This is a genomic window from Barrientosiimonas endolithica (assembly GCF_030296655.1).
GTDB classification, from domain to species: Bacteria; Actinomycetota; Actinomycetes; order Actinomycetales; family Dermatophilaceae; genus Barrientosiimonas; species Barrientosiimonas humi.
Map to the genome: position 1 here is coordinate 3,470,113 of NZ_AP027735.1, position 13,379 is coordinate 3,483,491.

Consider the following 13,379-nt stretch of genomic DNA (forward strand, 5'->3'; position numbering starts at 1 on the left):
TCCCGTCTGATGTCTGACCCGCGCGACGCCTCGCCGCCCGCCACCGGAGCGGGCGGCGAGGCGTCCTCGCCCCCGGTCTGCCCGCGTCACCCCGACCGGGTGTCCTACGTGCGCTGCCAGCGCTGCGAGCGACCGATGTGCCCCGACTGCCAGCGCCAGGCGTCGGTCGGCAGCCAGTGCGTCGACTGCGTGAACGAGTCGGCCCGCGCGATGCCCCGCGTGCGCACGGTGTTCGGCGGCGGCGCCTCCGACGGCAAGCCGCTCGTGACGTACACGATCATCGCGATCACCGCGCTGGTCTACCTCGGGCAGCTGCTGTCGCCGCGCGTCGTCGACACGCTGGGCTATGCGGCGGTGCTCGGGGCCGAGCAGCCGTGGCGGATGGTCACGGTCGCGCTCGTGCACGCGCCGCTCGGCAGCGGCACGGGCATCCTGCACATCCTGATGAACATGTACGCCCTGTGGTTCTGCGGGCAGTACCTCGAGCCGATGCTCGGCCGCGCCCGCTTCCTGGCGCTGTACGTCATCTCGGCCCTCGGCGGGTCCGTCGGCTACGCCGCGTTCGGGGCGTTCGGGGTGGCCGGCGGCGACGGGAGGCTGTGGCTGACCGGCACGGTCGGTGCCTCCGGCGCCGTGTTCGGCCTGTTCGCCGCGGTCGTCATCCTCAACCGGCACCTCGGTCGTGAGGTCGGCCCGATGGTCGGACTGATCCTGATCAACATGGCGCTCCCGCTGTGGCTGCCCAACATCGCCTGGCAGGCGCACGTCGGCGGCGCGGTCACCGGCGCCGTGGTCGCCGCGATCATCGCGGCCCTCGGCCGGGACCGGGCCCGGCTGCAGTGGCCCGCGCTCGGCGGGCTGGTCGTCGGCCTGGTGGCCCTGTCGTACGTCCTCGACGCCTACGTCATGTCGCAGGTGCGCGCCCACATCGGCTGAGTTACACGCGTGTAGTTATCCCCACTGTGGACAACGCCTGTGGATAACTTCCGGCGACCCCGAGAACCGCAACAATGCGCGAGGCGGACAGGCATGCCTGTCCGCCTCGCGCATTGGTGGTCGTCTCGCGCTGATCCCTGGCGCGGCGAGCCGGCGAGCTCAGCCGGAGGAGGAGACGAGACCAGAGATCCCGTCTTGTCGACGATGCCGGCGGGGCGAGCCGGCAAGCTCAGCCGGAGGAGGAGACGAGACCGAACGTCATTTCCAGCGTGTGGTCATCATGAAGCCGACCATGATCAGGCCGAACCCGATGGCCAGGTTGCCGTAGCCGATGCCCGGGACCGGCCAGGTGTTGTCGGGGCCGTCGGACAGGATGTAGAACACCACGATCCACAGCAGCCCGACGACCATCAGGCCCACCATCACCGGCGCCCACCAGGTGGGGTTCATGCCGGGCAGCGGCTGGGGCCGGTCGCCGCGGCGGCGGGTGCGCTTGGTGGGTGTGACCTTGCCGTCGTCGTCGGCGTCGCCCTTGACCCCGTCCTCCTTGGGCAGGCCGTCCGTGTCGTCGTCGGCCACGGTGTCCGGCTCGGCGGCGATGCGGCGGTCCCGGTCGGCCTTCTTGGCCTTCGGCGGACGCGTGCCCTTCCCGCCCTTGGCCGGACGGTCCCCCTTGGACTTGTCCTTGGCCTTGGCGGTGCCCGTGGTCGTCGTCTCCTCGACCTCGACCGTCTCGTCGACGGTCGTGCCGTCGGCGTCGGTGCGCTCGACCTCGATCTCGGTGACGTCGTCGGTCGCGTCGACGGGCTTGCGGTTGTCCTTCGACGTTGCCACGCCGCTCCTTCGGTCGGGGACCGGCAGGGACTCGCCCGGCCGGCGCTGGCTTAGGCTAGAAGGGTAGTTGACCATCCTCGAGCCGGAGCGTCGCCCGTATGTCGCGATCCCGTTGGCGGCTCGTCGTCCCCGCCGTCGCCACCGCCGCCGGACTGCTGTTCGGCATCAGCGCGTCGACCTCGAAGGGCACCGACCTGCGCAGCGGGCAGACCGACCTGGTCGGGCTGATCAACGACGGCAACGCCAAGGTGGCCCGGCAGCAGCGCGAGGTGCAGGGGCTGCGCAAGCAGGTGCAGGACCTCACCGCCAAGGACGCCCCCGGCACCAGCGCCGACCAGCTCACCAAGCAGGCGTCGGCGATCGCCCCGACCGCCGGGCTGAGCCCGGTGTCCGGCGAGGCGATGCGCATCACGCTGTCCGACTCCACCCGCGACGTGTCGTCGCTGCCCGAGGGCGGCACGGCCGACTGGCTGGTCGTGCACCAGCAGGACGTGCAGGGCGTGGTCAACGCGCTGTGGCAGGGCGGGGCCTCGGCGATGATGCTGATGGACCAGCGGGTCATCTCGACCAGCGCCGTCCGCTGCGTCGGCAACACGCTCATCCTGCAGGGCCGGGTCTACTCCCCGCCGTTCACCATCACCGCGATCGGCGACCCGGGCGCGCTGCGCAAGGCGCTGGACGCCAGCCCGGCAGTGCGCAACTACCGCGCCTACGTCGACATCGCCGGTCTCGGCTACAAGGCCGAGCAGCTCGACGCCAGCTTCCCTGCCTACTCTGGGTCCCTGACCCTGCGCTACGCCAAGCCGGCGACCTGACCGGCCGCGAGAAGGACCCGCCCGTGCCCCGCATCCTCGTCGTGGACAACTACGACAGCTTCGTCTTCACCATCGTCGGCTACCTGCAGCAGCTCGGCGCCGACACCACGGTGCTGCGCAACGACGCCCTGTCCGCCGCCGACGGCGCCGACTTCGACGGCGTGCTCATCTCGCCCGGCCCCGGCACTCCCGAGGAGGCCGGTGTGTCGATGGCGATGATCGAGGCGTGCGCCGAGCGCGGCCAGCCGATGCTCGGCGTGTGCCTCGGCCACCAGGCGCTCGGCGCGGTGCTCGGCGCCACGGTCGGCCGCGCGCCCGAGCTGCTGCACGGCAAGACCTCGCGGGTGCTGCACGACGACACCGGGGTGCTCGAGGGGCTGCCGTCGCCGTTCACCGCGACCCGCTACCACTCCCTGACGATCGCGCCCGACACGGTGCCGGCCTCGCTCGTGGTCAACGGGCGTACGTCCTCCGGAGTCGTCATGGCGGCGCACCACGCCACGCTGCCGCTGCACGGCGTCCAGTTCCACCCCGAGAGCGTGCTCACCGAGGGCGGCCACCGGATGCTGGCCAACTGGTTGCAGCTGGTGGGCGACACCGGCGCGGTCGAGCGCAGCGAGGGCCTCGCCCCGCTCGTGCACCGCTGACCCCACCGCACGAGAGAACCGGCGAGAACACCGGACCGCAACGCGAGCGCGGGCCCAGCCGAACGGCTGGGCCCGCGCTCGTCTGCCGGGCCGGAACCTCCCGGCCCGCCGACTCAGCCGGTCGTCGCGGACAGCGTCGGCTCCGGCGTCGACGTCGGGGACGGCGCCGGGCTCGACGGGGTCGGCGACGGGGTCTGCGACGGCGGCTCGCTCGTCGGCGTCTCCGGCGGCGAGGTCGTGGTCGGCGACGGGGTCGACGGCGAGGGCGTCGCGGTGGTCGGCGGCGGCACGGTGACCGTCTCGTTGGGCGCCTGGCCCACGATCAGCTCGATCTCGGAGTTGAGGTCGACCTTGTCGCCGGCCTGCGGCACCTCCAGCACCCGGCCCTGCTGGTTGGTGTCGTCGGTGTCCCGGTTGGTGATCGGCTGGCGCACCCGCAGCCCGACCTCGTTGAGCGCGAGGGTCGCATCGGGGGTGGTCTGGCCCGAGAGGTTCTCCGGCACGGTGACCTGACCCGACGACAGCCGCAGCGTGATGGTCTGCTCCGGGCCGACGTCGCTGCCGCTGGCCGGGGTGGTGCTCGCGACCTGGTCCTTGGCGTAGCGGGTGTCGTCCTGCGGGCTGCTCGACACCTGGATCTGGCTGTCGTCGAACCCGGCGGCCGTCAGCTGTTGTCGCGCCTCGGTCTCGGTGCGGCCGCGCACGTCGATCATCGAGATCGAGCCCGGGCCGCTGGAGACGGTGATGGTCACGGTGCTGTTGGGGGGCGCCAGGCTGTTGGCCGCCGGGTCCTGCTCGACGACCGAGCCCTCCTGCTGCTCGCTCGCGACCTGCGTCGCGCGCGGCGTGAAACCGGCCTGGCGCAGCACGTCCTCGGCCTGGGTCTGATCCATGCCGCGCACCGACGGGACCGTCTCGGTCGCGCTGGTGGTGCCGCCCGGGTTCATCTGGCTGAGCAGGTAGCCGATGCCGAGGATCGCCGCGAGCGCCACGACCGCCGCGGTGATCCACAGGGCCGTACGGCGCGGCGGCCGTTCGGCGGTCGACATGTCGGCCGTGTGGTCGCGACGGGTCGCCGGCTCCGGCGGCTCGGCCCGCACCCGGGTCGGGTCGGCCCCGAGCGCCGCGAGCGAGGCGACCGCCGCCTCGCTGATCGGCTGCCCGGCGCGGGCGGCCTGCAGGTCGGACCGGAAGTCGCCCGCGGTCTGGTACCGCCGGTCGCGGTCCTTCTCCAGCGAGTGCAGCGTCACGGCGTCCATCGCCTGCGGCACGTCGGGCTGATAGGTCGACGGCGGCGCGGGGTCGTCCTTGATGTGCTGGTAGACGAGGCTCACCGGCTCACCGATGAACGGCGTACGGCCCGCGAGCAGCTCGAACAGCAGGCAGCCGGTGGAGTACAGGTCGGAGCGCTGGTCGACCTTCTCGCCCTGCGCCTGCTCGGGCGACAGGTAGCGCGCGGTGCCGACGACCGCCTGGGTCGAGGTCATCGTGGCGCTCGCGTCGGCGAGCGCGCGGGCGATGCCGAAGTCCATCACCTTGACGCTGCCGCCGCGGCTGACCATGACGTTGGCCGGCTTGATGTCGCGGTGGACGATGCCCTTGGCGTGGCTGTACTCCAGCGCCGAGAGCACCCCCTGGGTCACCCGGGCCGCCTCGTCGGGCGAGAGCCGGCCCTCCTCGTTGAGGATCTCGCGCAGGGTCTTGCCGTCGACGTACTCCATGACGATGTACGGGATGTCGACCCGGGCGCCGCCGGTCTCGATGTGCACGTCCTCGCCGGAGTCGTAGACCGCGACGATCGCGTGGTGGTTGAGCCCCGCGGCCGACTGCGCCTCGCGGCGGAAGCGGGTGAGGAACGTCTGGTCGCGGGCCAGGTCGGCCCGCAGCATCTTGATGGCGACCTGGCGCCCGAGGCGGGTGTCGTGGCCCAGGTGGACCTCGGCCATGCCGCCACGTCCGATGAGCTCGCCGACCTCGTATCGGCCGCCGAGGACGCGGGGCGTCTCGCTGCTGTCTGTCACGCCTCGCTCCGGTCAGGGACGTCGTCACCCGGCATGGAGACCGGGGTGAACGGGGTTTCGAAGGGCCCGGTGTTGACCGGGTTGCTGGGGGAGTTGCCGCCGCCGGGGCTGTCGTCGCCGCCCTGGCTGAGCACGATCACGAGCACGACCACGGCGATCAGCGCGAGCAGCGCGACACCGGCGGCGATCAGCTTGCCGCGGCTGATGCCCCCGAGGGTGCTGGTGGCGGTCGCGCTGCCGCCGAGCTGGCCCGAGCGCTCGCCCGGGCCGTCGCCGGAGCGGCGCACCGGCTGGGTCTGCTGCGGCCCGGAGGTGCTGCGCAGCTGCTGCTGCGGGCCCGAGCGGACCTGGCTCTGCGGGCCGGACTGGCCGCCGCGCAGCTGCGCCTGCGGACCGGACTGCCCGTGCGGGCCGCCGTGCTGCCGGTTCGGCCCGGAGGTGCCGGCGGGCTGCGGACCCGTCGGCTGCGGACCGGAGACGGCCCCGGGCATCCGGGCGCGGTGCTGCGGACCGGAACCGCCGGCCGGCACCGGACCGGTCGGCTGGGGACCGGAGTGCGGGCCGCGGCCCTGCGGACCCGAGGGGCCGGCCGGGTGCGGACCCGTCGGCTGCGGACCCGACTGCGGCCCCCGGGGCCCGTGCTGGCCCGGACCGCCCTGCGGCGGGCGACCCGGCGCTCCCTGCGGTCCGCTGTGCGGCCCGCTCGTGGGGCCGGGGTGACGCTGGGCGCGCTGCTCGGGGCTGAGCGCCCGCGGGCCCTGCGACCCCATCGGCCCGCGCGGCGGCGCCGCACCGAGCATCCCCATCCGGTCGGCGTCGCGCAGCGCCTGGCGCAGGGCGCGGCCGAACTCCGCGGCCGACTGCGGCCGGCGGCGCGGGTCCTTCTCGAGCGAGGCGTGCACGACCGCGCGGATGGTGGGCGGGACGTACGGCGGCAGCGGCGGGGGCGGCTCGTTGACGTGCGCGAGCGCGAGCGCGACCGCGGTGTCGGCCTCGAACGGGCGGCGGCCGGCGAGCATCTCGTACGCCACCACGCCGAGGGCGTACACGTCCGACAGGCCGGTGGCCGGGCGGCCGACGGCGGCCTCGGGCGCGAGGTACTGGGCGGTGCCCATGACCTCGCCGGTCTTGGTCATCGCGACCGCGTCGGCGGCCCGGGCGATGCCGAAGTCGGTGAGCTTCGCGGTGCCGTCGGGGTCGATGAGGATGTTGGCCGGCTTGACATCGCGGTGGATCAGGCCGTTCTTGTGCGCGGCCTGCAGCGCGCTCGCGGCCTGCGCGACGATCTCGACCGTGTCGATCGGCGACATGGGCGCGCGCTCCTCGATGAGCTTCGAGAGCGGCCGGCCGGGGACGTACTCCATGACGAGGTAGGCGGTGCCGTCGTCCTCGCCGTAGTCGTAGACCTGGGCGATGTTGCCGTGGGTGAGCGCCGCGGACAGGCGCGCCTCGTTGCGGAACCGCTCGGTGAAGCCGGTCTCGTCGGTGAGGCCGGACTTGAGCACCTTCAGGGCGACGCTGCGCCCGAGGATGTCGTCCTTGGCCTGCCAGACCTCGCCCATGCCGCCGGCGGCGATGCGCTCGGTCAGGGTGTAGCGGCCGCCCATGCTGCCGCCGACCGTCGGGTGCTTGCTCACTGCGACACCACCGCCTCCATCACCTTGCGGGCGATGGGCGCCGCCACCACTCCACCGCTGGCCTCGTCAGCCATCGTTCCCCCATCCTCGACCACGACGGCCACGGCCACCCGCGGGTTGTCGGCCGGCGCGAAGCCGGTGAACCAGACGTCGGCCTTGCCCTGCCCGGTCTGCGCGGTGCCGGTCTTGCCCGCGACCCGCATGCCCGGGATCGCGGCGTTCTTGCCCGACCCGTTGCTCACGACCCGCTCCATCATCTGAGTGAGCGAGGAGGCCGTGGTGCCCGAGATCGGCCGGGCGAACTGCGACGGGTCGGTCGTGTCGATGACGTCGAGGTCCTTGTCGCGCACGTTGCGCACCAGGAACGGGTTCATCTCGCGGCCGCCGTTGGCGATCGCGGCGCTGGTCATCGCGACCTGCAGCGGCGTGGCGCGCACGTCGAACTGGCCGATCGCCGACTGCGCCAGCTGCGGCTGGTTCAGCGAGGGCGGGAAGGTGCTGGGCGTCGCCCGCATCGGCACGTTGATCGGCTTGCCGTAGCCGAACTTGGCGGCCTGCTCGCGGATCGGCTGCTGCCCGAGGTCCATGCCGAGCTTGCCGAAGTAGGTGTTGCAGGAGATCTCCAGCGCCCGCGCCATGTCCGCCTTGTTGCCCGGGCCGCACGGCTGGCCGTCGACGTTGGGCAGGTCGACCGAGGTCTGCGGCAGGTCCAGGCTCGCGGGCGCCGGCAGCTCGGACTGGGGGTGTACTGCCCCGACTCCAGCGCCGCCGCCGCCGTGACCAGCTTGAACGTCGAGCCCGGCGGGTAGAGGTCGCCCCGGATGGTGCGGTTGATCATCGGGTCGTTCGGCGCCTTGCTGAGCTGCTCCCAGTTGCGCGACACCGCCCGCAGGTCGTGGCTGGCCAGCAGGTTGGGGTCGTACGACGGCTTGCTGACCATCGCGAGGATCGCGCCGGTCTTGGGGTCCAGCGCGATGACCGCGCCGCGCTGGTTGCCGAGCGCGTCGTAGGCGGCCTTCTGCGCGGCCGGGTCGATGGTCAGCTCGACCGAGGCGCCCTGCGGCGGCTTGCCGGTGAGCACGTCGCCGATGCGGCGGTAGAACAGCGCGTCGGCCGTGCCGGACAGCATCGAGTCGTAGTTGTCCTCGATGCCGTTGCCGCTGCCGTAGGTGAAGGAGTAGTAGCCGGTGACGGGGGCGTACAGCTTGGCCTGGGGGTAGGAGCGCTGCCACTGCAGGTCGTCCTCGGTCGGGCTGGACTGCGCGACCGGGGTGGAGCCGACCAGGATCGAGCCGCGCTCGCGGCTGTAGGAGTCGAGCAGGGTGCGCCGGTTGCCGTCGGCGGTGTTGAGCTCCTCGGCCTGGACGAACTGGATCATCGTGCTGGCCAGCAGCAGGCTGAGGAACATCGCGGCGGCGACGACGCCGATGCGACGGATCGGGGAGTTCATCGGGTACGCACCACCTGGGTCTCGTCCTGGCCCACCTGGGCGACACGGGCTTGGTCGACCGGGCGACGCGCCTGGTCGGAGATGCGCAGCAGCAAGGCGACGATCACCCAGTTCGCGAGCAGGGAGGAGCCGCCGGCGGACAGGAACGGCGTGGTCAGGCCGGTCAGCGGGATCACCCGGGTCACGCCGCCGACGACCACGAAGATCTGCAGCGCCAGCGAGAACGCCAGGCCGGTCGCGAGCAGCTTGCCGAAGCCGTCGCGGGCGCCGATGCCGGTGCGCAGACCGCGCTCGACGATGAGGGCGTACAGCGCCAGGATCGCCATCAGCCCGACCAGGCCGAGCTCCTCGCCGAAGCTGGGGATGATGAAGTCGGACTCGGCGTAGTAGGTCAGCTGCGGGCGCCCCTGGCCGAGGCCCTTGCCGAGCAGGCCGCCGGAGGCCATGCCCATCAGGCCCTTGGCGAGCTGGTCGCTCACGCCGGGGGCGAACGGGTCGAGCCACAGGGTGACGCGCTGCTGCAGGTGGGAGAACAGCTGCCAGGCGACGAGCGCGCCGCCGGCGAACAGCAGCAGACCGATCGCGATCCAGGCGCGGCGCTCGGTCGCGACGTAGAGCATCGCGACGAACAGGCCGAAGAACAGCAGCGAGGAGCCGAGGTCGCGCTGGAAGACCAGGACCGCGAGCGAGGCGAGCCAGGCGATCATGATCGGGCCCATGTCGCGGGCGCGCGGCAGCGGGAAGCCGAGCACCCGGCGGCCCACGAGCGACAGCGCGTCACGGGTCGCGACGAGGTAGGACGCGAAGAAGATCGTCAGCAGGATCTTGGCGAGCTCGCCGGGCTGGAAGCTGAACGGGCCGATGCCGATCCAGATGCGCGAGCCGTTGATGTTCTTGCCGATGACCGGGAACAGCGGCAGCAGGAGCAGCAGCAGACCCGCGAGCGCCATCGTGAAGGTGTAGCGGGTGAGCCGGCGGTGGTCGCGGATCAGCAGGATCAGCCCGATGGCGCACGCCACCGACAGGCCCGACCACATCAGCTGCTTCAGCGCCGCGCCCTCGCCGAGGGTGCGGTCCTTGGCGATGTCGATGCGATGGATCATCACCAGACCCAGGCCGTTGAGCAGGGTGGCCATCGGCAGCAGCAGCGGGTCGGCGTAGGCGGCGCGCCAGCGCAGCACCAGGTGGAAGACTAGGCCGAGTACGCCGATGCCGATGCCGAGCGTCGCCAGGTCGGTCGGGACCTGGCCGTCGGTGGCCAGGCCGACGTTGGCGTACGCCAGCAGGACGATGCCGATCGCGAAGATCAGCAGCACCAGCTCGGTGTTGCGTCGGGTGCGCTGCGGCAGGGTGGTCACGGTGCTCACGACGTGCAGCCGCTCCCCCGGTGCCGGTCTGGCACTTGACCATCTCCGCGCGCAGGTTCTCGACGATGCGGATGGCGGCGGTCTTGCCGCTGGCCGAGAGGGTGTCGCCGACCTTCTGGCGGTAGAACGGCGGCAGGTCGGCGACTGCGATGTCGGTGCGGGTGTCGACGTCGTTGAGCGACAGCGGCCCGAAGTCCTGCGGCACGCCGCGGAAGATCGTGACGACGCCGTTCTGCTGGCCGACGTAGAACTGCTGCTGGCTCCAGCGGTGGCCCACGAACGCGGCGACCGCGAGGACGACGGCGATCAGGCCGGCGAGGAAGGCCCATCGAAAGCGGGTCGACGAGCGCGACCCAGGGCCCTCCTCTGCCAGCAGCGGCCCGGAGCCGGGTGCCGGGGTGGCCCCACCGGCGGGTGCGTCGGGCGGCCCCTGCGGGGGCGGTGGCTGGTTGGCCTCGCGGCGCAGCGCGGCGGCCTTCTCGGCCGGGGTCTGCGGCTGCGGCTGGGTCGCGTCGGGGTCGTGCGTGGCGCCGAGCGCCGCGGCGGCGCCCACCACCTGCGGCTGGTTGGACGAGGCGTTGGCCTGGTCGACCACGTCGGCGACGACCACGGTCACGTTGTCGCGGGTGCTGGCGCGCAGCGCGATCGCGATGAGCTTTTCGGCCGTCTCGTCGGGGGTCCCGCCGTTCGCGAGGATGTCCTTGATGGTCGACGCCGCGACGTAGTCGGACAACCCGTCGGAGCACAGCAGGTATCGGTCGCCGATCTTGCCCTCGCGCAGGCTGAGGTCGGGCTCGTCGTCCTCGCGGCCGGTGAGCACCCGGGTGACCATGTTGCGCTGCGGGTGGTGCTCGGCCTCCTCCTCGGTGATCCGGCCGTCGTCGAGCAGGGCCTGCACGAAGGAGTGGTCCTTGGTGATCTGGGTCATCGTGCCGTCGCGCAGCATGAACGCGCGGGAGTCGCCGATGTTGGCCACGACCAGCTTGGTGCCGGTGCGCAGCAGGGCGATGCACGTGGTGCCCATGCCCTCGAGGTCGTCGGAGGCGTCCATCGCCTCGCGCAGGTGGGCGTTGGCGCGCAGCACCGCGGCGCGCAGCTGCTCCTGGGCGTCGTCGGCGCCGAGGCCGACACCGTCGAGCGCGACGAGCTCGCCGACGACGGTGGAGCTCGCGACGTCGCCCGCCGCGTGCCCGCCCATGCCGTCGGCGAGGATCAGCAGGTCGGGGCCGGCGTAGGCGGAGTCCTCGTTGCGCGACTTGGAGCCGAGACCGAGGTCGGTGCGGGCGGCGTAGCGAAGAGCGATCGGCATGCAGGCCTACTTCCTCAGCTCGAGCACGGTCTGGCCGATGCGCAGGCGCGAGCCGGCGTCGACCTTGAAGCCCTGGCCGATGCGCTGGTTGCCGGAGAACGTGCCGTTGGTGGAGCCGAGGTCGTCGACGTACCAGCCGTCGTCCTGGCGATAGATGCGGGCGTGCCGCCCGGAGGCGAAGTCGTCGCTGAGCACGAGGGTGCACTCGGGGTTGCGGCCGATGAGCACGCCCGCGTCGGTGAGCGGCACCGTCACGCCGCGCAGGCCGCCCTCGATGACCGCCAGGTGGGTCGGGCCGCGCCGGATCGCGCGCGGCTGACGGCGCTCGCGCTCCTCGCCGCGGCCGCGCCCGGTGGCCGGGGCGTTGCGGTTGACCACGCGGGTGCCGTAGAGGTCGCCGCGCAGCACCCCCACGATGCTGAAGACGAACGTCCAGAGCAGGGCGAGCAGGCCGAGCCTGATGACGGTGACGGTCAGCTCGCTCACCGGCGCCCTCCCATGTGGATCGTGAACGTGGTGCGGCCGACCGTGATGCGGTCGCCGTCGATGAGCCGCGCGCGCGAGACCGGGTCACCGTTGACGTACGTGCCGTTGGTGGATCCGAGGTCGCGCAGCGTCGCGACCAGGTGCGGCCCGTCGTAGGTCACCCGGATCTCGCTGTGCTGCCGGGAGATCCCGGGGTCGTCGAGGATCACGTCGGCGCTGTCGTCGCGGCCGATGATCGTCATGGCCGACAGCAGCGGGTAACGCTCGCCGTCGATGTCGAGCCAGGGGCGCTGCTTCTTGGGGCGCGGCGGCGGGGGCGGCTTGGGTGCCGCGGCCGGCGGCTGCGCCTGCTGGGTGGGCTGGGCGTGCGCGCCGGGCTGGCCGGGGTGGCTCTGCTGGGTGGGCTGGGCGTACGCGCCTGGCTGGGGGTACGCGTCCGGCTGGGCGTGCTGCGTGGGCTGGGCGTGCGGGGCGAGCGGCGCGGCCGAGGTGGGGGCGTCGGGGCCGGCCTGCGGCTCTGGCCGCTGGTCGGCGCTGTCGGTGGGCCACTGGCTGGGGTCGCCGCCCCGCTGGGTGGCGCCGGGGTCGGGGTAGCCGCCGTAGTCGTACGCCTGCTGGTCGCCGCCCTGCTGCACCGACTCGGGCTCGTCGCGCTCGGCGGGCCGCACGGGCTCGAGGTTCTCGACGTTCTTGGCGGTCGAGGAGCGGATGTGGAAGACGCCGGTCTCGAGCTCGGTGTTCTCCGAGAAGGTCACGGCGACCGGGCCGCCCGCGGTGTAGCGCTGGGTGTCGACGTGCTCGAGCGCCGAGGCGATGAGCTCGTCGGACAGCTCCTCGCGATAGGCGGTGAGCCGCTCGAAGTCGCCCTGGCTGAGCTCGACGTCGAACACGTTGGGCACGATCGGCCGCTGGTTCTTGCTGATGCTGCTGGCGCGGTTGTCCATGGCGCGGCGCATGGCGCTCGCGATCTCGACCGGTTGGACCTCGGCGCGGAAGGCCTTGGCGAACGCGCCGTTGACGGTGCGCTCGAGTCGGCGCTCCAGCTTGTCGAACAGTCCCATCGGCCCTCCTCCCAGGTGTGCTCGGCGATGCGGACTCGGTGTGTCCCGCGGGCAGGACTCATCGTGACCTGCCGGGTCAGTTCCAGGATCGTATCTGCCGTGCCTTGGCGGATCCTGCAACCTGGCGTCGCGTGCGAGGCTCGGGGCATGCCCACTGCACGCGGGAACCTCTCCTGGCAGCCCCTGAAGGACCACCTCGACCTCGTCGCGCAGCCGGTGGCCGACGCCGCCGATCTCGTGCCCGACGCCCAGGTCGCCACCATCGACGAGCAGCTCGCCAACACCGCCGAGTTCTGCGCGGAGTACGACGTCGCGCTGGAGTCGTCGGCCAACTGCGTCGTCGTGACCGCCCGGCGCGGCGACCGGACGACGCACGCCGCCCTCATGGTGCGCGGCACCGACCGCGCCGACGTGAACAAGACGGTGCGCAAGCACCTGGACGCCCGCAAGATCACCTTCGCCGACCAGGGATATGTGGAGGAGGCCACCGGCATGCGCTCCGGCGGCATCACCCCGATCGGGCTGCCGAGCGATTGGCCGCTGCTGGTGGACAGCGCGGTCGCGACCGGCGGGCTGATGGTCGTGGGAGCCGGGGTGCGCTCGGCGAAGGTGCTGATCGACGGTGCCGCCCTCGCCGAGCTGCCGGGGGCGGAGGTGCTGGGGCTGGTGGTGCGGTGAGGTGCACGTCGCGATCGGGCGAACTCGTGCCTGTGGACAACGCTTCTCGGGGGCTCTGAGCGGGCAGGCTGGGAGGGCAGGCCCCGGAATCACGGCGATGCTTTAACAACTCTTTACGGTCGCGAGCCCGGGGTGGCA

At 72.5% G+C, this 13,379-nt stretch carries 11 protein-coding genes and 2 pseudogenes; 4 read left to right on the forward strand and 9 right to left on the reverse strand.

Translation table 11 applies throughout. The features are described 5' to 3' along the window. Positions 1 to 9 precede the first annotated feature (9 nt). Entirely contained in the window at positions 10 to 936 is a 927-nt protein-coding gene (locus QUE40_RS17495; RefSeq protein WP_289231784.1) for a rhomboid family intramembrane serine protease, read from the forward strand. Positions 937 to 1,194: 258 nt separating this feature from the next. Here the strand turns inward: QUE40_RS17495 and QUE40_RS17500 are convergent, their stop codons facing one another. Next, positions 1,195 to 1,770, reverse strand: a complete 576-nt coding sequence (locus tag QUE40_RS17500) for a cell division protein CrgA (protein WP_289231785.1) — start codon at positions 1,768 to 1,770, stop codon at positions 1,195 to 1,197. Between the two features lie 98 nt (positions 1,771 to 1,868). Here QUE40_RS17500 and QUE40_RS17505 point away from each other — a divergent pair, with 98 nt between their 5' ends. Next, entirely contained in the window at positions 1,869 to 2,585 is a 717-nt protein-coding gene (locus QUE40_RS17505; RefSeq protein WP_289231786.1) for a DUF881 domain-containing protein, read from the forward strand. 23 nt (positions 2,586 to 2,608) lie between these two features. After that, entirely contained in the window at positions 2,609 to 3,232 is a 624-nt protein-coding gene (locus QUE40_RS17510) for an aminodeoxychorismate/anthranilate synthase component II (protein WP_142007180.1), read from the forward strand. Positions 3,233 to 3,345: 113 nt separating this feature from the next. On the opposite strand, the gene pknB is transcribed toward QUE40_RS17510, so the two are convergent. The 8 genes and pseudogenes from pknB to QUE40_RS17545 form a co-directional block, all read right to left on the reverse strand. Next, positions 3,346 to 5,253 carry a Stk1 family PASTA domain-containing Ser/Thr kinase gene (gene pknB / locus QUE40_RS17515; protein WP_289231787.1) on the reverse strand — a complete coding sequence of 636 codons (1,908 nt, stop codon included), beginning with the start codon at positions 5,251 to 5,253 and terminating at the stop codon, positions 3,346 to 3,348. Then, positions 5,250 to 6,890, reverse strand: a complete 1,641-nt coding sequence (locus tag QUE40_RS17520) for a protein kinase domain-containing protein (RefSeq protein WP_142007182.1) — start codon at positions 6,888 to 6,890, stop codon at positions 5,250 to 5,252. Before QUE40_RS17520 ends, pknB begins: the two co-directional genes overlap by 4 nt. After that, complete coding sequence (locus QUE40_RS19520; protein ID WP_350227007.1) at positions 6,887 to 7,528, reverse strand: penicillin-binding transpeptidase domain-containing protein; 642 nt, start codon at positions 7,526 to 7,528, stop codon at positions 6,887 to 6,889. The genes QUE40_RS17520 and QUE40_RS19520 overlap by 4 nt, the downstream gene beginning before the upstream one ends. A gap of 158 nt (positions 7,529 to 7,686) precedes the next feature. Continuing rightward, positions 7,687 to 8,340, reverse strand: a pseudogene (locus QUE40_RS19525) (penicillin-binding transpeptidase domain-containing protein); the annotation flags it as partial. Beyond that, complete coding sequence (locus tag QUE40_RS17530) at positions 8,337 to 9,707, reverse strand: FtsW/RodA/SpoVE family cell cycle protein (RefSeq protein ID WP_142007184.1); 1,371 nt, start codon at positions 9,705 to 9,707, stop codon at positions 8,337 to 8,339. The pseudogene QUE40_RS19525 and the gene QUE40_RS17530, both read right to left, overlap by 4 nt. Before the next feature lie 778 nt (positions 9,708 to 10,485). Continuing rightward, positions 10,486 to 11,016 (reverse strand): annotated as a pseudogene (locus QUE40_RS17535) (PP2C family protein-serine/threonine phosphatase); the annotation flags it as partial. A 6-nt stretch (positions 11,017 to 11,022) separates the two neighbouring features. After that, positions 11,023 to 11,502, reverse strand: a complete 480-nt coding sequence (locus QUE40_RS17540; RefSeq protein ID WP_142007186.1) for an FHA domain-containing protein FhaB/FipA — start codon at positions 11,500 to 11,502, stop codon at positions 11,023 to 11,025. Beyond that, positions 11,499 to 12,563, reverse strand: coding sequence for an FHA domain-containing protein (locus QUE40_RS17545; protein WP_289231788.1), 1,065 nt, complete (start codon positions 12,561 to 12,563; stop codon positions 11,499 to 11,501). Before QUE40_RS17545 ends, QUE40_RS17540 begins: the two co-directional genes overlap by 4 nt. Positions 12,564 to 12,710: 147 nt before the next feature. Here QUE40_RS17545 and QUE40_RS17550 point away from each other — a divergent pair, with 147 nt between their 5' ends. After that, on the forward strand, positions 12,711 to 13,241 hold the full coding sequence (locus QUE40_RS17550; protein ID WP_289231789.1) for a YbaK/EbsC family protein: 531 nt from the start codon (positions 12,711 to 12,713) through the stop codon (positions 13,239 to 13,241). Positions 13,242 to 13,379 lie beyond the last annotated feature (138 nt).